16 protein-coding genes, 1 tRNA gene and 1 pseudogene are annotated in these 19,690 nt (G+C 53.4%); 2 read left to right on the top strand and 16 right to left on the bottom strand.

Annotated elements, in window-relative coordinates; genetic code table 11:
• Positions 1 to 433: 433 nt before the first annotated feature.
• From CD58_RS01440 to CD58_RS28885, 6 genes are all read right to left on the bottom strand, one after another.
• On the bottom strand, positions 434 to 1,375 hold the full coding sequence (locus CD58_RS01440; protein WP_025211322.1) for a hypothetical protein: 942 nt from the start codon (positions 1,373 to 1,375) through the stop codon (positions 434 to 436).
• Entirely contained in the window at positions 1,376 to 3,406 is a 2,031-nt protein-coding gene (locus tag CD58_RS01445) for a hypothetical protein (RefSeq protein ID WP_038436383.1), read from the bottom strand.
• 18 nt (positions 3,407 to 3,424) lie between these two features.
• Positions 3,425 to 4,375: a hypothetical protein gene (locus CD58_RS01450; RefSeq protein WP_025211323.1), complete on the bottom strand. Its 951-nt coding sequence runs from the start codon at positions 4,373 to 4,375 to the stop codon at positions 3,425 to 3,427.
• A gap of 13 nt (positions 4,376 to 4,388) precedes the next feature.
• The gene (locus tag CD58_RS01455) at positions 4,389 to 5,843 is read right to left on the bottom strand and encodes a hypothetical protein (RefSeq protein ID WP_080712487.1); all 1,455 of its coding nucleotides are present in this window, start codon (positions 5,841 to 5,843) and stop codon (positions 4,389 to 4,391) included.
• A gap of 91 nt (positions 5,844 to 5,934) precedes the next feature.
• Positions 5,935 to 6,267 carry a hypothetical protein gene (locus tag CD58_RS28880; RefSeq protein ID WP_200868901.1) on the bottom strand — a complete coding sequence of 111 codons (333 nt, stop codon included), beginning with the start codon at positions 6,265 to 6,267 and terminating at the stop codon, positions 5,935 to 5,937.
• A complete protein-coding gene (locus tag CD58_RS28885) occupies positions 6,264 to 7,244 on the bottom strand; it encodes an integrase domain-containing protein (RefSeq protein WP_080712488.1) in 981 nt (326 codons plus the stop codon). Before CD58_RS28885 ends, CD58_RS28880 begins: the two co-directional genes overlap by 4 nt.
• A 1,254-nt stretch (positions 7,245 to 8,498) precedes the next feature.
• On the opposite strand from CD58_RS28885, the gene CD58_RS28895 reads away from it, so the two are divergent.
• Positions 8,499 to 9,137, top strand: a complete 639-nt coding sequence (locus CD58_RS28895; protein WP_080712489.1) for a hypothetical protein — start codon at positions 8,499 to 8,501, stop codon at positions 9,135 to 9,137.
• A gap of 79 nt (positions 9,138 to 9,216) precedes the next feature.
• Here the strand turns inward: CD58_RS28895 and CD58_RS01460 are convergent.
• The 7 genes and pseudogenes from CD58_RS01460 to CD58_RS01490 form a co-directional block, all read right to left on the bottom strand.
• Positions 9,217 to 10,535 (bottom strand): annotated as a pseudogene (locus CD58_RS01460) (tyrosine-type recombinase/integrase).
• A gap of 172 nt (positions 10,536 to 10,707) precedes the next feature.
• Positions 10,708 to 10,783, bottom strand: a tRNA-Thr gene (locus CD58_RS01465).
• A gap of 486 nt (positions 10,784 to 11,269) precedes the next feature.
• Entirely contained in the window at positions 11,270 to 12,502 is a 1,233-nt protein-coding gene (locus CD58_RS01470; protein ID WP_025211324.1) for a methyltransferase, read from the bottom strand.
• Positions 12,483 to 13,172 carry an ABC transporter permease gene (locus CD58_RS01475; protein WP_025211325.1) on the bottom strand — a complete coding sequence of 230 codons (690 nt, stop codon included), beginning with the start codon at positions 13,170 to 13,172 and terminating at the stop codon, positions 12,483 to 12,485. The genes CD58_RS01470 and CD58_RS01475 overlap by 20 nt, the downstream gene beginning before the upstream one ends.
• Positions 13,169 to 13,864 carry an ABC transporter permease gene (locus CD58_RS01480; protein WP_025211326.1) on the bottom strand — a complete coding sequence of 232 codons (696 nt, stop codon included), beginning with the start codon at positions 13,862 to 13,864 and terminating at the stop codon, positions 13,169 to 13,171. The genes CD58_RS01475 and CD58_RS01480 overlap by 4 nt, the downstream gene beginning before the upstream one ends.
• Positions 13,865 to 13,942: 78 nt before the next feature.
• Positions 13,943 to 14,698: an ABC transporter substrate-binding protein gene (locus CD58_RS01485; RefSeq protein WP_025211327.1), complete on the bottom strand. Its 756-nt coding sequence runs from the start codon at positions 14,696 to 14,698 to the stop codon at positions 13,943 to 13,945.
• Between the two features lie 13 nt (positions 14,699 to 14,711).
• Positions 14,712 to 15,485 (bottom strand): ABC transporter ATP-binding protein, encoded by a 774-nt coding sequence (locus tag CD58_RS01490; protein WP_014336086.1) that lies wholly within the window; start codon positions 15,483 to 15,485, stop codon positions 14,712 to 14,714.
• Positions 15,486 to 15,880: 395 nt separating this feature from the next.
• Between CD58_RS01490 and CD58_RS01495 the strand changes: the two genes are divergently transcribed.
• Positions 15,881 to 16,330: a hypothetical protein gene (locus CD58_RS01495; RefSeq protein WP_025211328.1), complete on the top strand. Its 450-nt coding sequence runs from the start codon at positions 15,881 to 15,883 to the stop codon at positions 16,328 to 16,330.
• Positions 16,331 to 16,339: 9 nt separating this feature from the next.
• On the opposite strand, the gene CD58_RS01500 is transcribed toward CD58_RS01495, so the two are convergent.
• From CD58_RS01500 to CD58_RS01510, 3 genes are read right to left on the bottom strand one after another with little or no spacing between them, the layout of a single operon-like run.
• Positions 16,340 to 16,786 (bottom strand): hypothetical protein, encoded by a 447-nt coding sequence (locus tag CD58_RS01500; RefSeq protein WP_025211329.1) that lies wholly within the window; start codon positions 16,784 to 16,786, stop codon positions 16,340 to 16,342.
• A 43-nt stretch (positions 16,787 to 16,829) separates the two neighbouring features.
• Complete coding sequence (locus CD58_RS01505; RefSeq protein WP_025211330.1) at positions 16,830 to 19,064, bottom strand: ATP-binding protein; 2,235 nt, start codon at positions 19,062 to 19,064, stop codon at positions 16,830 to 16,832.
• Positions 19,061 to 19,666: a biliverdin-producing heme oxygenase gene (locus tag CD58_RS01510; protein ID WP_025211331.1), complete on the bottom strand. Its 606-nt coding sequence runs from the start codon at positions 19,664 to 19,666 to the stop codon at positions 19,061 to 19,063. The genes CD58_RS01505 and CD58_RS01510 overlap by 4 nt, the downstream gene beginning before the upstream one ends.
• Between the last annotated feature and the right edge of the window lie 24 nt (positions 19,667 to 19,690).

Raw genomic sequence — 19,690 nt, forward strand, 5'->3', positions numbered from 1 at the left:
GGGAGAAGCTGATTTGCCATCGATCAGCCAGTTCAGGGCGCGGAAATATGCTGCTCACGCAATTACGTCTTTTTATGGGTACGCCATAATTATTGCCAATCCATAATTTGGCATAAAGATGGGGCTGTGAGCCTTTGGTGCGAGTCGGTGCTTCGAGGCGTGTCGAAAGATGGTGGGCGACGATTAGGCGACTGGTGGGGGATAGGAGCCGCCCACATATCAATACCCCAGAAACAACAAAGCCCCCGCATTTCTGCGAGGGCTTCGTTTTGTATGGTGCGGCACCAGGAGTCGAATCTGAAAAAATATGTCGGAAAAATCATGGAGTTAAAAAATATTGACCTTGCTCTCTATCTCTAAAAGTATCCTGAAGCATTGTTCCTAAATTGAATTCATAGGCTCAGGCTAAGCGTGGAGCAATGTGAAATATTAACTAAAACTCGATGGTGTAAGTCCATAAGCGCTTCAATCCACTGCTAGTTTCCCTGCTGTAAGTTATGCACTCGGGCAACAGCAACGTCACACCCTGACGAGACCTCCCTTCATAAAGCCAATAAAGGGAAAATCCTAGAGTTTGGATTTTTGTTGAGAGAGGTGATAAGTATATGTTCGCTTCTGTAACATTGCTGTCAATGCCATTTACGATTTTTGAAATGATACCGGCCGTTGTGAACGGATCATTTGCGGGGGCGAAATGACGATTGTTTATCCAAGCACTATCGAGCGCTGAACCACCGCCATCCGATGCTCTCAGTGCACTTTGTTGATACATATCCGGGCTAAGAGACGGAAATGAAAAAATCGGATAAATTACCGCCCCTTCTTTGTTGTCGGCAACTTCACCAATTAATTTGTGATCATACCCTACGTTAATTATTAAGTGATCTTGACCACTTTTGTTTCCATACATTCCTCTAACCGGACGGGGCACTCCAGTGGTGGCCGTGCTAAAAGATGTGTCCTCCTGCTTGGTATAGTACATAGGCTCGGAGTATAGGGCTGTGAATTCTTTCACACCCATAAAGGCCAGTTTTGCAGTTAAAAATATTAATACATGCCGCATGAACCCCGTAGTATCGATACAAATCTGCTTATCCGTGACGTCACCAATTTCCTCTAGAATAGCATTTACTTGAGCGATTTCATTATGATCATCAGGGCACACCTTTGGATTTTCGTCTGGATATTCCAACGGTAGGTACTGATACTCTGGATGTATCAGCCAGATTTTTTTCTCTGACCGCACTTCAGCGAAGACCTTTCCAACTCGATAGCTCGAATTGTATGCAGAAACAAATATGTCGAACTTTTGAAGTTCTTCCGGGATTCTATCGGTACGAATCGGGCGCCTGTAAAATAGTGAATAGTCAATCATTTAGAATAAAGCTCCCTGAGGAGTGTCATCCACGGCTGCTTTGGAAATAGTATTCCATTTTTGCTCTAGGCGTTTTAAGAGTATGTCAAAGTCCTCAGAGCCTTGGGCATCAAAAACCGCCGAAAGAAGTTCTTTATTTAGGCTTATATCTCCTCTTCTCGAAATGGGGAGCGACCATTTAGGAGATAGGAGAGGATTAAGCTGAATTTTTCGATTAAGCTTCTGGCTGTTTCTATCTGGACGCCCATCCGTCATCTCAAAAACAAGCGAGTAGTTCAACGCATTTTGCAGTACTTTTTTTGCTCTAGCTGTTAAGTCATCGTCTGAGAAGCTAAAAGCAAGAGGAGAAACTTCAGGTATATTTATCGAAAAACGTGCGGTTCGAAGAATAGAAGCTAAGCGACTAATTGCCGCTAAAGCTATATCTGAGTCCTGACCAAAATTGGTATCTGACTCATACATGAAACGGGCGGCATCGGACGCAGCCTCGGTTTGCAGTTCCAAAGATAGTTTCTGGCCGGATACAAAGTCCACGCCCCGGAATGTAGCTATGTCATACGCTTTGCCTAGAATAATTAGCAGATTTCTAGGATTGCCTGAAGCCATTTTTACGAAGTTTTCAAATCCCGCGTACAACACTCCTCTACCAGAGGGCGCCTCTTTACAGATTTGAGCAAATAGATCGGAAGCGTAATGGCCGTATGCATTCGAGTAATAATTTTTTGTCCGGGTTTCAGGGTTTATATATGAGCGAGCGTCAACTTGAATACTTTCAGCTAAAGCTAGCGGCTGGGCACCTTTCTTACATTTCTTCATAAATAACAATACATTTAGCTTTTGTATTATTAAGGGGAAGTCTTGAGTCAGTAACTCAGCTATTTGTTCGGCGCTTCGTTGAGCCCCTGGCTTGTCGCTGGTAGCGTTGTAGAGTGCAGAAACGAATGCGTGTACGAATGAACGCTCTGGTGAGGGGCATTTTAGCTTTTCGATGACCTCCGCATAAAAATTGCTATTCGGAATATCCTCGAAACAAAGCGCTGGATTAAATACCTGTCCAGTTGTAGTGGGCGAATTTGGTTTCATCGCAATGTTGGCAGATTGTAGTCTCTTGATTACAAATCTTTTTGCGAAGTCCTGAAATTTTATATCTTCACTTAACAGAATATCGTCAAGAAAGGTCGTCTTGAACTCAGCGCCTTCGCGATTTTCCTCGCCATCGGCCAGAGTCTTTAACGTCTTGACTGCGTATCGCCGGCCTGTTACTCGAAAGGTTGCTAGAGATTCACCATACCGAATGAGTGAGTTTACTACTTGTTGTTGGTGAAGTGAAAAATTCTCTATTTCATCTATCAAATATAATAAAGGTATTTCCGCAAGCTGGGGGTGCCATTTGTGCATTGCCTTACTTATAGGAAGGCAGAGAGAGCCGATAGAAAAGGGCGCCTTCAGTTCAAGATTTCCACTAAACGCCGCATTATTTACCGCTTCGTCAATATTTCGGCGCTGCAATATTACCCAGTTACGAAACTCGTGAATTGTTCGGCATTCGTCAAGTCCGGTTCCGAATAGAGTTGACTTTATTTCATTGAGAAATAAATCGTCATTGAACTCTGACGCTGTGGATGTCAGCTTTATATCGCACAAAGCTTCTAGAACACCCTCTGCGAGTCTTAGTTCTAAATATACGCCGAAGAGTTGCTGCCAGTTTATAGAGATGCCAGAGCTAGCTTCAAATCTGGTAGCATCAACACCTGTTGCTCTTAAGAATACTGCAAGAAATTTTTGTCTTTTTAATATCGATATTCCGCTCTCATTCGGTGAGCGCAATCGAATCACGGGGTAGGAATAGTATCTTAAAAGATGAGTTTTTCCCGTGCCTTTCCCACCGAGTATGAACTTGGAAACTCTAGACTTGGGCTCGATAATGGTATTAATTATCTCAGGTGTGCCCAACTCCGTCCAAAGGGAATTGATCTGCTTGTCAGTGAAGTCTGACGCACGAGCCAGAGTAAAAGGATTTTCTGTGGCCATTTGAGTCCGCCCTTAACGTTACTGTTTATGGTAGCGCACGAATGCAGGTGCCCATGGTATTTGTCCACTTACTGCCCAGAATATCGGTGGAACGTTATCAGGTGTATTGTGTGAGAAACTTATTAATAACTGCCCATTCTTATAACCGAACGGATGATTCGGCCACAGTTTTTTTCCATAATCTTCAGTAAGATCGAACATTTTTTGTCTATCAAACCAGGGAGGACTTGTCGAAAAATAGCGCGAGTCGGCGTCGAAAGCCTTAAACGAGTTGTCGAGCTCGAAAAGACACATCGCTTTTCCATCAAATAGCTTCGACTCGTTTAACTTGGATAAACCTGCAGAAGTAGCGAACAGCGACATAAATCGTATGTCGATCGATGGGTTAGTGGCTTTTATACCACTGAGATACGGCGTTAGATATTCGCTAGCTTGTGTCCCAGACCCAACGATGTCATCAAAAAAGACGAGGCGAGTTATTTTCTTTTCGCGTATATCATAGAGAATCTCGCTTCTGTCTCGGCTCACTTGATAGGTTAAAGCGGCAGCAAGATCTACAAATAAGTCTCTGGATAAGTAATTGACTTGTCTGAAGTAATAAAGCAAATGGGCGCCGCTCTCTGACGGATTGCCTACACCGATGAATCGAGTGCTATTCAACTCGAGTGTGTAAGCATTATCAATAATCCGGTGATCATGCGTGCCGTTAAAATTTCGGCGAATTCTTTGCCGCATAGGAGAGTAGAAGTGGTCTCGGTAAAGAGACTTTAACATTTCCCTCACTAGCCGTTTTCCAAAGTACATATATCTGGAGATTGCAAAGATCGCGTAAAGCTGTTCCTCTGATTTTTCGAGAAAGCTTCCATCAAAATTATTGAGCCAAGCTTCGATTTCAGCCCAGGTCACCTCGCTATCCCAAGCGTGATTGATTAAGGTGCGAATTTTTGACTCTAGTAAAATCTTTTCCATGATTGAAAGGCTCTCACTTTGAGAAGACCAGAACACTTTCTCTTGAGATGACAGATGCGGTTTTATTTCGCTTTGTCATCAATCCCCGAGATTTTATATGATCGATTAAGCTTAGCTCTAATTTTAATCCCAAGGAAGATAGGGTTTGGATGGTGAACTCATCATTCCTCAAGACCTCTTCACATACCTGGTTGTTTCCAGTTACTAGGACGATATGGCCACCTTTTTGGGTGACTCTTGCCATCTCTGTCAGAGCCTGCTTCATTTCGAAAAGATATTGCCGAGTAATAAATGAACGTAGTTCATTTCGAGCGTTGATCTTTATCAAAAGATCCTCGAATGTGTCCGGGAGCTCACCCTCGTACAACTTTTTTCTGATTGCAGGTGCGTGCTCTCGACCGATGGATTTATCTTCCAATGTAGTAAGCTTTGCTGGCTCGACAAAACCAAGCCAATTCAATGAAATACTTGACGCGCGGATATATTTTTGCGCGCTACCATAGGGGGGCGATGTGACTATAAGCGGGACTTGGGAACTGCTGTCCTGCAGGAAATCACTGCTAGAGAGATTTCTCGCGTCGTTACTTATTATCTGTGCAGATTGTCGACTTGGAAGCGCAAAATTTGCCGCGGTTACACGGTCAATATTTGAAAGCGATACTTTTACAAATTCTCCCAGAGGCGATGCTTCTTCTATCCAAGTAAGTCGAGAGTTTATTCTAGCGTTCGTCACATCGCTAAATGTTGGCCTAGTTTTCAAACGTACAGGTACCGAAATGGCTGGATCAGCATTACTAAAGCGTCTAGCAGTTACCGAGAAGCAAACTCTAAAAAAGTCTCTAATTTCGACTTCTTCGATATCCATTACGGCCCGTAGTATTAACTCTAGCGCTTTCTTTCTCTCTGAAGAATACCAGAGATGGCTATTTACTATGGCGATTTCAGGTGCGGACTTATATCGTTTGCACTTGCGCGCGATTTGCTGCAAGACGTCTGTCAAATATGCGCTGTCGTAGTTTTTGGTTTTGACTTTTGTGATGAGCAATGCAAGTGGGTTTGCATCTGCTACATAAGGTAAACATCCTGCTAGCGAAGCCTCCAATGCAACGGTTCCAGAACCGCAGAAAGGATCTAATACCACTTTTTCTTGCTGAAAAAAAACAGACGACCGAATAAAAAAGTTAGCGATATGCGGGATTAGCTTCGCTGGGTATGGATGAATTTGATGTGTAAACTGATCGCCGAGCTTTACCCAATCGACGAGAGACCTAAAATCTACTTCGAGAGGAGTCCCGGTTAGTTGGAAATCGTCCTTTAGGGACATATAGATCGCTGAAGAGTCTAGCGGCGCTTCCCCGGACGTAGATATTGAAGAATTTAGACTCTCCTCTATGGCCAAGACTGAATGTAATGTGCCCAATGTATTGCCTCTGAGTTCTAAAAACGCAACCTTGCGGGGATTATACATTTTGTTGGCATTGCAGACAATTGTAATTTTTGCTTTGTTGTTTGATCAAAAGTATTGCATGCATTTGAAGTTTTTGAAGCTATCGATTGGATTATCTTGTGTTTCGAATTCTGTCCTGGCTTGAATATTTGGAGGTGTGTTGTTCTTTCTTCCGGGCTGGAGTCGAGGGTTGTTTGCGTCTTTGAATAATTAAGTTTATTGTTAATTGGTAATAGTAAGCTGTTGAGGTCGCTTTGCTTTTTAGTTGTGTGTCAATAAACCAATCCAGATGTTTTAGCTTCCATGTCCAAGGGTTGTTTTTATGCCAGCGTTTGGATATTGCGATTTGAATTATTTTTGCTTGGTTTATTTGCCGTTTGCGTGTGGCTTGTGACCCCTTTAGAACCCCGGCGAGGAATATTTCTATACTATATGGGGCGTTCATGCTACGCCTCCAATATATGACGAAACTACATCCGTACGTCTGTGGCCAAGTTCGTAACTGATTATTTTTCGAGCTTCACGATCTTGGTTTTTTTCCAGGTGAAAGTTATTTTCGGAATTAATTGGGGCTGGACGAAGCGTGATTTGCTTGTAGCGTTCGCATGCATAAGCCGCGCGTAATTCGTGGAAGCCTTTCAAACCATGATATTTAAGAAATTTTCGGGCGGGGCGAACGCAACCCTGCAGAAAGTCTCGGTAGTTTTCATCGGGAGATAAAAGGTTCTTGCTGCCTTGAGGCGAAACACTTTGGGCAAAGGTGAGTGCGTTGAGGATGGAATCATCTACCGCGACCCAGCGAGGGGCCGATGCACCTGAGCGCCCACCTTTTGTTCCGTCCTGGATGTTGATTCTACCAATATGTCTAGCTTCACGTGTCAGGCGTGGTATGTCCGCCAAAATCGCCTCACGCAACCGCATACCGGTAGCTCTAGCCAGCTTGGTTATCGCTGCCGCGCGTAGCTGTCCTGCTTTGCAAAGAACGCTCACGATTTGCTTCACCTGATCGCGGTCTTGGCCTTGAGGTATTTTGGTGCGAACACTGGTGCGCCGTTCGCCTAGCGCTTTGCTTGGACTCGGAACCCTCACACCCTGATCACCGCGAAGCGCTTCTAGTGTTCGGTTGACGCTAGACAATCGGTTTTGCGCGGTCGCGATGGCGAGCGCGCCAAGCTCAACTTGGTTTCGGAGATGGCTGGCGTAGTTCATTAGCGTCTGCCGATCTATCTGTCGAGCATCGTTGAATCCAGGTCCATCGTCTGATCGGCACCATCGCACAAACGCCTGCCAGCGATCACTGTGTGCTTTGACCGTGCCGTAATGCCCGTCGCCAAATAGATCTCGCAATGCCTGCGGCCCGGCATAACTTAGCTGCCGTCCATAGCCAAAATTCCGCCCATCCCGTCTACCGACCAACGCCATGATCAAACTCCTCTCGAAGCCAAACGTTTGAAGTCTTTCCCCACGTCATCCCGCCAAGAATGTTGAGTGTTATCAGGGATCGAGGCCCCTGCGACCTGTGAGGGTTGTCCACTAACGCAGGACTGGCGGCTCCTTACGGCCGGGAGCTTGGGCATCTCATGATCTGGCCTCCTGAACACTTCCGAAGAAGTGGGCGGGTAGAGGCTGCATTGGCTGACGAGACTAATGCCGCGAGATCCTGATTCGGGTGAAGGCAGTGAAGCGATGACCGGGGCATGCCTGACTGTCAGTCAGGTGCAGTCCATTCCCTGGGCTGCGGCACCATCATCGGCATCGCTGTTGCTGGTGACTTCGGTGTTTGTCACGCCGATTGTCACGAGGGGAAATGCCGCAATGCCTTGTACGAGTTGGGCTGCAGCAGCGGTAGGAGCGCCCGTCTCTTTCCGGGAGAAAGAGACGGGCGCAGGTTGGCGCAGTGAAATGGCCAAGCGGAAAGGTTGCTGCAGGGCAGCTGGGTAGGGGGATGTATTTGCCGCAATGGCAACGATCTGAAGTAGGCATCCATCACTCGGTGAGTGACCGTGCGAGCCGCCGGACGCTAATCGCACTTTGGGAGAACCACCACGGTGTGGCGTAGCCTTAAAGGTTCTGGCTACCTGGGTTGCTGTCAACGACAGCGCTTTGCCCGATCCTTTCTACGCCTGTGGATAATTTGGGTCAAGGCTCGAATTTTCAGGAGTTCTGCGGCGGTGGATGAAATGATCCACCGGTGGAAATCTGTGGTTTTCCACAGACAGTTGCGTGGGTTTTAGATTTTTTAAGTGAGGTCCATCCAAACAGGGCGGCTTTGCAGCCCTGTTTGGATGGACCCGCGTGGACAAGCGGATCACTGAGATATAAAGACCGAGCGCTTACTCGGTTGCGCCACGTTTTGCTTTTAGGCGAGTGACGTTCGCGCCGGTCTGGTTCGCGAATTCGTGTGGAGTGACGCGTTTCTGTTGGTTGGCCGAGCTCCACCAGTTCTGTGTACGTTTGCGCTCGTTGTGGATTTGCCGTTCAATCACCTATTCTGATCGCGCGTCTATGCGTCGCAACGAGTTGTTAATGATGGTTTCAGGGGCGGGCTTCAGGAAGTGGAATCGCTTATGAAGAGAAATTGAGTTTACGCCGACCCCGTCGTTCTAGCAGCTTCTGATCTTGGGCTATCATCGCTTCTGTTGGGACCACTGACAGCATCCGGACTTGAGAAATAATATGGATTTAGAACAAGCATTTCACGAGGCAGCTCATGCGGCCGAAGCAGCGGTTACTGCAGCAATGGGGAAATACAAGTCTGGAAATGTTACCGATGAAGATGATCTTACCGGAGTCTTGATCGGCAGGTTAGATTCTGCGTTTGACCAAAGCTATGGCGGTATTAATTGGTCATCATCTATCCTGCGTCATCGCAAAGGAATTGCAGCACAGGAGCGCAGGGTTGGAGCTGATATGCTTATTCATGTCTCTCTGAACACACCCGGCCTTACATACTCAAAAGGAGTTTTGATCCAAGCTAAGCGTGTTGAGCCCAATTCCTTAATGAGTGTAGCTGAGCATAACGAGTTGACGGCTCAATGCGGAAAAATGCTTGCAGTCTCTCCTGCGTCTTTTGTTTTTGACTACGCGAAAACCGGAATGCGGTGCGCTTCAGCAAATAGGATCTTTGGGTCTAATACGCGCGAGTTGCACTCCGCTTGCAATCTGACCCCATATCGGTTCTTTCTAGAACTCTTTAGATGTACGATTGGTGACCAAAAAATAGATTCAGCAATAGTTGATAAATTGAATGTACCTGAGGGAATACATCTAACTGGTACGGTCGAATCACCTCGTCAGCGGAGAAGGATGCAATAGCATTCTGAGTAGCTGGAAGCGACGCAGTCAGTACCCTTGCGCGCAGGATGTGGTGTATAGCGGAAGGGTCTGTGCTTACTCAGTTGCGCCACGTTTTGCTTTGTAGGCGAGTGACGTTCGCTCCGCTCTGGTTCGCGAATTCGTGTGGAGTGACATGCTCTGTCGGTTGGCCTCCAGGTACCGGCTCCACCAGTTCATGATCAGCCTGCGCTCCTCTATGAACTCGGCCTTGTGGATGTAAGCGGCACGGACGTTGTTGCGTTCCTTGTGGCTCATCTGCCTTTCAATGGCGGTCTCGGACCACAGTCCTGACTCGATCAGTGCGCTGCAGGCCATCGAACGAAACCCATGCCCGCAGATATCGGTTTTGGTGTCGTATCCCATCGTCCGAAGCGCGTTGTTCACGGTATTTTCGGACATGGGCTTCCAGGGTTTGGCATCGCCTGCAAACACCAGGTCGAATTTGCCGGTGAGGGCGTGGATCTGTTCAAGCAGGGTCACGGCTTGCGGCGATAAGGGTACAAGATGGATATCCCCTGCCATCTTCGTACCCCTTGTGGAAAAGGGTACTCCCTCCAGCGCTGGCCGAGTGTCTGGGATTTCCCAGGTGCCGCGCTTGAGGTCGAACTCGCTCCAGCGTGCGAAACGCAGCTCGCTGGATCGTACAAACACATGCAGCGACAGCATGACCGTCAGCCGTGTAAGTGTCCGGCCTTTGTAAGTGTCGATCCGTTCCTGTAGTTCAGGCAGTCGCGATAAGGGTAGAGCGGGACGATGTACCACCCGCGGGGCTTTGATCAAGCCTTCGAGGTCGTAAGCAGGGTTTGCAGTGATAAGCCGGAGGCGCTTTGCCTCGCGCATAATGCTCTGTAGGTAGTTTTGTACCCTTAAAGCAACGTCTATCGTTCCGCGCTTCTTGATTGCTTCCAAGGGCTGCATCAGGTCATGGGTGTCTAAGTCGACAATGGCGCTTGCGCCGATCAGCGGGAATACGTGGGTTTTGAGGCGGCTCATCACTGTCTTGGAATGGCCTGGTGCCCACTTGGCCGACATTTCCGTATGCCAGTCGAGCGCAACGCTTTCAAAGGTTCTGCCTTTGATTACGGCTACCGCCTTGGCTTGGTGCTTGGTCTCTATAGGATCAACGCCATCCGCCAGCATTCGCTTGACTTCCAAGCGCTTGCGGCGCGCATCGGCGAGGCCAATGACGGGGTAGTTGCCGAACGAGGTCAGTCCTTCCCGTCCGTCAGGTTTGACGTAACGGAGTCGCCAGCCTTTGCGGCCATTGGGTTGGACTAGGAGGTAGAGGCCATCGCCGTCGAAAAGCTTGTAGGCGCGGTCTGTAGGTTTTGCCAAGCGGCAAGCTGCGTCGGAGAGCGGAGCTGTGGTGCGCGACATAAGGGTACTCCCTTTTATCGAAGTGACCTGTATCCCAAACTCTACCCTTAAAACGGTTGGAATCCACCAGTTTCTGACGGAAACCGATGGAACGCTAAAACGAAAAAACCCGCCAGAAGGCGGGTTTTTCGGGGGTTCTAGAGATTTTGAAAGCCTTCTCTGGAATCTTATATGGTGCCGGCACCAGGAGTCGAACCCGGGACCTACTGATTACAAGTCAGTTGCTCTACCAACTGAGCTATACCGGCGTGTGGGCGACGATTATAGCGATTGGGCCAGTTCTGTAAACCCCTGAATTCTGACTATTTTTGCACGGGGTTTGGCTTGGGCACGGTGCGGCGGAGAAGTCGTTTGTTCAGGGCTCGTCAGGTGCGGTTGTTTTTGCAAGGCGTGGCGTTGGACTTTGGCCTGTCGGCGCGTTCACGAACGGTGGTGTTATCCAGGAACAACAGCGGGTGAAGTTTGTGTCGCGCTGTACACAATTGCTCGCCCATCACCGCCTTGAATTCGTTGGTTATGTCGTTTCGCTCAGGCGCTTATGCACAATGGGAAGGACGAGGCGGTCGGCATCTTGCGATTTTGTGACAGCTTTCTCGTTTGCTCGCAAATGCCTGTTTTCATGGTTTTTTATGCATGTGAACAAAAAATGACCACCCTTCGTTCGGTCAGGAAATCGCGGGTTGCTTGGCGCCGCGTAGATTCCATCAACAGAGTTATCCACAGGCTGTTTCGCTTCAATAACGCTCTGCAAGCACCATCAGGTTTCGTGGGGTCAGGAGCGATTCGCAGAAAGTGCCAAGACGAACGTTGTAGCCTTTTTGCATGAGGAAAAGTGCTCGATCCAGGACCAGCCACAGCTCCAATGGCCGTCGGAAAAGGCCTCGCACCAATTCCAGGTTGCGCACTTCGGCCAGGCGTTGATGGCCGGCCTGTTCTAATGCAGTCCAATCAGGCGAACCGACTGTGGATAAGTCCTTCAAGGCTGCCAGATCGATGCAGTATTGGGCGAAGGATTTTTCCAGCCAGGCGCTTGGTAGCGAAGGGGTAGGCAGGTACTCATCGCATCCTCTGATTTGCCGCTGCAGCAGGTCGAAGCCCAGGCGCCAGGCCATGGAGTGGTCTCGTTGCCGTCGGATGCGAGCACCCGCAGTGACGGTTTCTGTCAGGGGTAGAGCGAGGTCGTCGAGCGATAGCTGTAGGGCGGAGTCTTTGGCGGCGTCGGACAGTGGTTGATAACACTCAGTGCTGATGCGGTTGTAGCAGCACGGTGCGACAGCCAGTTGTGCGCAGCCGGTGGCGCTCGCCAATTGCATCAGCCGCACATGCAGGTCGCCGCAGGCGTGCAAGGCCACCGGTGTGTGTTCGGGGGAGATCGCCAGGGCCGCGCTCGCGGCCAGTACATCCTGTTGCAGATGTGTGGCGGGTAGGTGGTGGCGCTGGCTCAGTTGCTGGCCGCTGGCGACCAGGGCTGGGTCGTATTCCAGGCTCGTCAGTTTTTGCGCATCCTGCAGCAAGCGTCGACCGAGGTGGCCTTTGCCAGCGCACCAGTCCAGCCAGTGGCTGGGTTCGGTGGCGAAGCGCAGGCGGCTGGCGAAGGCTTCGATCTGTTGCCATTTGCGGCCGGGCACGTCGACGTTGAGACGATGACCGGGTGCTCTCAGCTCGGCGGCTGGCAACTCTGCGATTGCACTCAGTTCGCGGGAAATGGTCGCCAGTTCCGGGAAGGGCGCTGGCGCGTCTTCTATGAGCCACGGCTGATGATGGTCGTTTTCCGCCTCCTCCAGTGAACGCTGGCGTAGCCAGTGGGCCAATGCTGGGTAGGCGGTTTCCCAGGGCAGGTGCAGGTGGGTGAAGGGGCGCGGTTTCCACAGCGCCTGGTGCGCCGTGAGGAAAGTATCCAGCGCCGTGAAACGGGCGAGCAACGCTTCGCCCGTCAGCACGTCGCCGTCAGCGTCCTTGGCAGGCATCGACGCGCAACCAGCGCTCCAGCTGTTTGAAGCCTTGCACCAGCAGGAACGCCATCAACAGGTAGAACATGCCGGCCGCGAAGAAGATCTCCACCGGCAGGTAGGTCCGGGCAATGATGGTGCGGGCCATGCCGGTGAGTTCCAGCAGGGTCACGGTACTCGCCAGGGCACTGGCCTTGAGCATCAGGATCACTTCGTTGCTGTAGGCCGGCAGGCCGATGCGCGCGGCGCGGGGCAGCATGATGTAGAACAATGCCTTGGGCCGCGACATGCCCAGGGCCCGTGCGGCTTCGATCTCGCCCTTTGGGATGGCCTGGATCGCGCCGCGCAGGATCTCGGCGATGTAGGCGGCGGTGTGCAGGGTCATGGTGACCGTGGCGCACCAGAACGGATCGCGCAAATACGGCCACAACGCGCTGCTGCGCACGGCATCGAATTGCGCCAGGCCGTAATAGACCAGGAACAGCTGAACCAATAACGGCGTGCCACGGAAAAAGAAGATGTAGGCGTAGGGCAAAGCCCGCACGTACCACAGTCGCGAAGAGCGGGCGATGCCCAGTGGAATCGCCAGCAGCAGGCCAGCAATCACCGCGATGGCCACCAGCTCCAGGGTCAGCGTGGCGCCTTGGGCCAGCTTCGGCAGCCACTTGATGATGACGTCCCAGTTCATTGGGTGCTCCTGGTAAAGCCTCGGGCGGCGCGCTGTTCCAGCAGGTGCATGCCGATCATGGCTAGCACCGTGAGGCCCAGGTACATGAACGCTGCCACCATGTAGAAGAGGAACGGTTGCTTGGACACGGTCACGCCGATTTCCGCGTGGCGCATGATCTCTTCCAGGCCGAGCACCGAGACCAGCGCGGTGTCCTTCATCAGAATCATGAACAGGTTGCCCAGGCCGGGCAGGGCGATGCGCCACATCTGCGGCATGATCAATCGGGTGAAGATCCGCCACTTTGATAGGCCAAGGGCGACGCCCGCCTCACGGTGGCCCTTGGGAATCGCCAGGATCGCGCCGCGAAACACTTCCGTGGCGTAGGCGCCAAAGCACAGGCCCAGGGCAATGACGCCCGCGGCGAAGGCGTCGAGGGTAAGATCGGGGTTGCCGAAATACTCGCCCAGGGCACGCAGCAAGTTGACCGTACCGAAGTAGATCAAAAGCACCCAGAGCAATTCCGGGATGCCGCGAACCAACGTCGAATAGGTGCCGCCCAGCCATTGCAGCGGTTTGTACGGCGAGGTCTTGGCCAAGGCGCCGAGCAGGCCGAGCACCAGCCCCAGGCAGAGGGCCGTCAGCGCCAGTTTGACGGTCATCAGCGCGCCGGCGGCGAGCGCCGGGCCGAATCCGTAGAGATCGATCATCATGGGTAAGAATTCATATCGCGGCAGGCTTTGCTAGGGGCCGGCGCTGCCAGGGTGCATCGCCGGCCAGGCACGTCAGCATCAATAGATGCTGAACGGGAAGTACTTGTCGTTGATCTTTTTATAGGTGCCGTCAGCAATGATTTCCTTGAGGGCGGTGTTCAGCTTGGTGCGCAGTTCATCGTTACCCTTGAGCACCGCGATGCCGATCTTGTCGCCTTCTACCACCGGGTCCCCCTTGAATTCATAACCACGGCCGGCCTCGGTTTTCAGCCAGTCGTAGTTCGCGTATTTGTCCGCCAGGATCGCGTCGACGCGGCCGGAGGTCAGGTCCAGATAGGCATTTTCCTGGGTGTCGTAGAGCTTGGCGGTGATATCGCTGCCCAGTTCGTCTTCCAGCCAGGTACCTGCGAGGGTAGAACGCTGTGCCCCGATGACCTTGCCCTTGAGAGACTCTTTATCGGTTTTGAACTCGACGTTTTTCGGCGCGATGAATTGCAGTTTGTTGGAGTAGTACGGGTCGGTGAAGTCCACCGCTTGCTTGCGTTCTTCGTTGATCGACAGCGAAGAAATCAGGAAGTCGAACTTCTTGGCCATCAGGGCGGGGATGATGCCGTCCCAGTTGGAGGTCACCACTTCGCACTCGACTTTCATCTTGGCGCACAGGGCGTCGCCGATGTCTTTGTCAAAGCCCACGACCTGGCCGCTGGCGTCCTTGTTGTTGAACGGCGGGTAGGCCGCTTCGATGCCCATCTTCAGTTTATCGGCCGCCATGGCGTTGGCCGAGAACACCAGGCTGACGGCTGCGGCCAGCAGGAATTTTTTGTAGATATGCATGTGTACTGCTCCGTTAGCGGTTGCTGGACATGAATTGTTTGCAGCGCGCCGAAAGCGGGTTTTCGAAGACCTGCTGTGGCGATCCTTGCTCCTCGACCAGGCCTTGATGGAGAAACACCACTTCGCTGGAAACCTGACGGGCGAACCCCATTTCGTGGGTCACCAGCAGCATGGTACGACCTTCTTCGGCCAGGGCGCGGATCACACTAAGTACTTCCTGGACCATTTCCGGGTCAAGGGCGGAAGTGGGCTCGTCGAACAGAATCACCTTGGGCTGCATCGCCAGGGTACGGGCGATGGCCGCGCGCTGTTGCTGGCCACCGGACAGCTCGGCCGGGTAGGCGTGGCGCTTGTCGGCGATGCCGACCTTGGCCAGCAGGGCCTCGGCCACCTCGACGGCTTCGGCCTTGCTTTGGCCGAGCACCCGGCGTGGCGCTTCGATGATGTTGTCGAGCACGCTCATGTGTGGCCAGAGATTAAAGTTTTGAAACACAAAACCGATCTCGCTGCGCAGGCGGTTGATCTGTTTGCCGTCGGCGGCCACCAGTTCACCGTTTTTCGCCGCCTTGAGCTTGAGTTCCTCGCCGGCCACCAGAATCTGCCCCTGGTTGGGGTTTTCCAGCAGGTTGATGCAGCGCAGGAACGTGGATTTGCCGGAACCGGAGGAGCCCAGGATCGAGATCACATCGCCGTCGCGGGCGGTCAGCGAGACGCCTTTGAGCACCTCCAGCTGGCCGTAGCGTTTGTGCAGGTTGCGGATTTCAAGCGCGGGCGTGGCCTGGGCCATATGCGGTCCTCATGGTGTGTGCTCCCTTGCTGTTGGCGGCCTTCCTTGGCGAGGCGGCCAAGCTAGCATGCGTCCGAATGGCCGCCAACAGTGCTGCGGGTGGTAAACCGGGGATGTGCGGCAGGTTGTCGCATGGGCGCAGCAGTCTGTCGCGCCTTCAACAACCCAACGGCCGTCTGAATCCTGCTTACCGGTGAAAACCCGGGGAGTCGCGTAAAAAAAGGCGCGATGGTGCCAGCTTTGGACGGGGGTTGGAAGGGTTAATCGGATGAGCGTGTTGCTGTGCTTTGAGGGGGTTCTCGGTTTCCGTTCATCGCCAATAGATCTAAACCTTGGCGTGTAACCACAATCAAAAGAGAACTCATGAGCTGTTTCCAGTACCTGGAGTCCTCGCCATGAAGCATAACCATTACTTTTTGCTGCCCTTCCTTCTGCTCGGCGCGCTGTTGTTACCTATCATGCTCAACGCCACGAGCCTGGCCCCGGTAGACAGCGCCGGCGTGCAGGTCCAGCCGCAACAACAGAACGGCATCAGCTACTTGTCCGGCGGCATTGGCGAGGATGAAGCCCGGGCCATCGGGCAGGCCCAGGGCTACAACCTGCACATGACGTTCGCGATTGGCCCGGAAAACAAATACATCCCGGATGTGCATGTCGTCGTCCAGAACGCAGCGGGGCAAGCGCTGCTGACGCTGGACGAGGCGGGACCGCTGGTTTACGTGCAGTTGCCGCCGGGCAAGTACACCGTAGTGGCGACCCGCAACGGCGAGGCGCGGCGCGACACCGCCGACGTTGGTAGCGGCGCCGCACGCAAGCTGGTGTTCCATTGGAACGGTGACGAATAGCCGGTCGGCTTATTCGCTGATCGGTTCTTCCATCGACTGGCGATAACGGTCCAGCGCCTCGCTGAAGTCCTTGATGAACTCCGGAGTGCTGAGCCAGCGCTGCGCCGTCTCGCGGTCCATCTCGTCGACCCACATGCGGTAATCCACCAGCATGTCGGCCGCCAGGTTGGTGGCTGCCATGCTTTCGTTTTCAGCGTTCTTCAGATCCAGCAAGCCTGGGCGTTCGCTGATCATCACGCTCAGGGACGCGAGCAGCGTGTCGAGCATTTCGCTACGGCTGATGGCCTCGGCTTCGCGCAGTTTGGCAAACAACTCCAACACATAGACCGGTGGTTGTGCGGTGGCGTGGGCCGGGTCGCCGTACATCGGGATGGATTTACGTCCACTCATGCGGATCTGCTTGGCTTTATCTTTGGCGCGCTTGGCACGTTTTTGCTGCTTGTTCGGTGAGGCCATTGGGCTTCGGTTTCCAATTCGTTAGGGGAGGAGCGTGCCCGGCTCAGTCGATTCTCGGCACGGTAAAGCAGAATTCGCTGCCCTGGCCTGGCTGGCTTTCGGCGTACAGTTTACCGCCATGGGCCTGGACAATCCCCTTGGAAATATACAATCCAAGACCGGTGCCATTCGGGTTGCCCTCCTTGGTCGTCCAGTAGCGCTCGAAAACATGAGGCAGCTGCTCTGGCGCAATCCCTTCACCGGTGTCGCGGACGCTGAATACGATCTCGTTACCAACGGACATCGCACTGATGCCCACGGAGCCTTCCTGAGGTGTGAACTTGATGGCATTGCCAATCAAGTTGGACAACACCTGGAACAACCGCTCGGGATCGGCATTGATCTTCAGGTTGGGTTCGGCATGGAAGGACATGTCGATGGCCTTGGCGCTGGCCAGCGGCGTCAGCAGCGAGCATGCGTCTTCGAATATCTGGCTGACGTCCATCGGCTGGGGGGTGATGGTGTAGCGCCCAGCGTCGATGCGCGACGTATCGAGCAGGTCTTCCAACAGTGCGTTCATGCGGCTGGCGGCCTGTTGCATGGTATCGATGGCTGAGGCAATGCGTTTTGAGCTGTGGGAACCGTCAGAGCTGAAAGCCTTTTGCATCATGCCGCAGAGCATGGAAATGACCGTCATGGGGTTGCGCAGGTCATGGGAGACCACGGCCACCAATTCATCGCGAGCCTGCACGGCCTGGCGCTCCTTGAGCACCTGCCGGGCCAGGTCGTTTTCCAGGGCTGAGCGCCGCAGGTCATTGGCCGCGAACAGGTCGCCGTGGGTCCATTTCGTGCTGATGCCGGCCATCTCGACTTTCCAGATCTCGAAGGACGTCCGGGGGCGCAGGCGCAGGCCGGTCTCGCTGTTTTCCAGGTCCAGCGGTTTTTGCGGATCGCCGCTCCATTGGATGGTTTGCTTGACCTCGGGGCGAAACCACAGCACGCCGTTTTCCACAGGCTTGGGCAGGTGGATCGCCAGCACGCCGCTCGCCACGTCTTGATAAGCCTGGGCCGCAGGGAAAACGCTGCTTAGATTGTGATGAGAGAACACCGGCTCGCCGGTCTCCAGAATCCATTTGTGCAGCTCGCGGATCTGCTCCGGTTCCGGGCATTGGCCGTGGCGGTGCAGTTTGTTGTCCTCGAAGATCGCGACGCCGGTGGCGCCGGTCAGGTCCATCAGCCGTTGTGGATCATGGGATAAACCATCAAAGACATTGTCGCTGGACGCTGCCATGACGGTGGCGAGGACCTTGAGGTCTTCAAGCTTGGCGTCACGTTGGCGAGTCAGTTCCAGGGCTTCCATGGCGCTGATCTGCAGCGACAGCACCTGGCCGATGGTCTGGCAGGCCATGCGCATTTCATGGGGGACAAGCAGCGGCTGGCGGTTGCCACAACTGATCAGTCCCCACAAGCGCTCGCCTTCCATCAGTGAGATGCTCATGGACGAGAGCACGCCCATGTTTTTCATGTATTGGCGGTGGATCGGCGAGACGCTGCGCAGGGTGGAAAAACTCAGGTCCAGTGGTGCCTGGGTGTCAGGCCGCAACGGCGGCACCAGGGGCACGGGGGTGTAGTCGGCATTGGGGATGATGCGCAGCCAGTTGGTGCGGTACAGCTCGCGGGCCTGTTCCGGAATGTCCGACGCCGGGAAAAACAGACCTTTATAGAGCTCCATCGAGGGCGCACTGGCCTCGGCGATCACTTGCCCGTGGCCTTCCTCTTCGAAGCGATAGATCAGCACGCGGTCGTAGCCAGTCATGGCTTGGATTTCCCGAACGCTGATTTCGTACAGGGCCTGGAGCGTTTTTGCACTTTGCAGGCGTTGCAGCATGCGGCCCATGTTGGCCTCGCCACTGACGCCTTCGGGGCGGTAGTCGCTCAGGTGCTGCTCCAGTTCGACGATCAGGGCGCCCTGGTAACGATGAATCAACGCGTCAAAGCGCTGCTGGTTCGCGACGATCGCGACGGGCAGGTTGTCGCTTCCCACATCGGCGCGACAGGCGACCAGAATCGCTTCGGCCTGTTCCGGGCCGAACAGTGCATCAAGCGTCTGGCCCAGTAGCCGGTGGGGGTCGTGCCCCATCAACTGCAACACGTTAGCGCTGACCTGGCGGACCACGAAGTCGGGCTCGGACAACATCAACAGCACGCCGTGAGGCTGGATGGCCCCGGGGAAGCGGATCGGTTCGTCTGCGCAGTTGGCCAGCAGTTCTTCGAAGGCTTCCTGGTTTTCCGGGTTCATAACAGTACCTTTTGGCTGTCCAGCCAGCGTTCAAAATGAGTAAACGTCGCTTTGGCGGCGCGTGTGACTTCGAGCGTCTGGGCGTCGCCAAGGTTCCTGTCGTCCAGGTACTGGAGGAAATCTTTCCAGCGTCGGCCGGTGAGCTCGCCATACACATTGAGGAAGGCTGCTCCGCTAGAGGCGTCAAGCCCCAGCTTCTCGGCCACCCTACGCCGCAGGATCTGCCCCCCGAGCGTTGCGCCTTCCAGCACATAGGACACGCCGAGTGCGGCGGCACGGGAGTCGATCAGCGGCAACGCCTGACAGGTGGGCAGCGCTTCGATAGCGGCTTCTTCCAGACCCAGTGCCGTGAGATCCGCCCGCAGCACCGGAAGTTTGATCCGTAGGGATTGGTCCAGCCCGGTCGGCGTCAGTGCAAGTACATGAAGACGTTGTTCCAACGGTTGATAGAAACCGTAGTAGGCCGCCATCAGGCGCCGATACAGATCGAGGTCCAGTTGTTCGGAGAAAAACGGCAGGCGTTTTTCCAAGGCGATGTGCAGTTCAGCGGTTTCGGTCCGCAATGCCTGGATCAGAGAGGGATGTGGTGCGGCTGATGACATGCAGGACAGGGTTCTTTGACTGGA

The sequence above is a fragment of the Pseudomonas brassicacearum genome (genome assembly GCF_000585995.1).
In the GTDB taxonomy this organism is placed as follows: Bacteria; Pseudomonadota; Gammaproteobacteria; order Pseudomonadales; family Pseudomonadaceae; genus Aquipseudomonas; species Aquipseudomonas brassicacearum_A.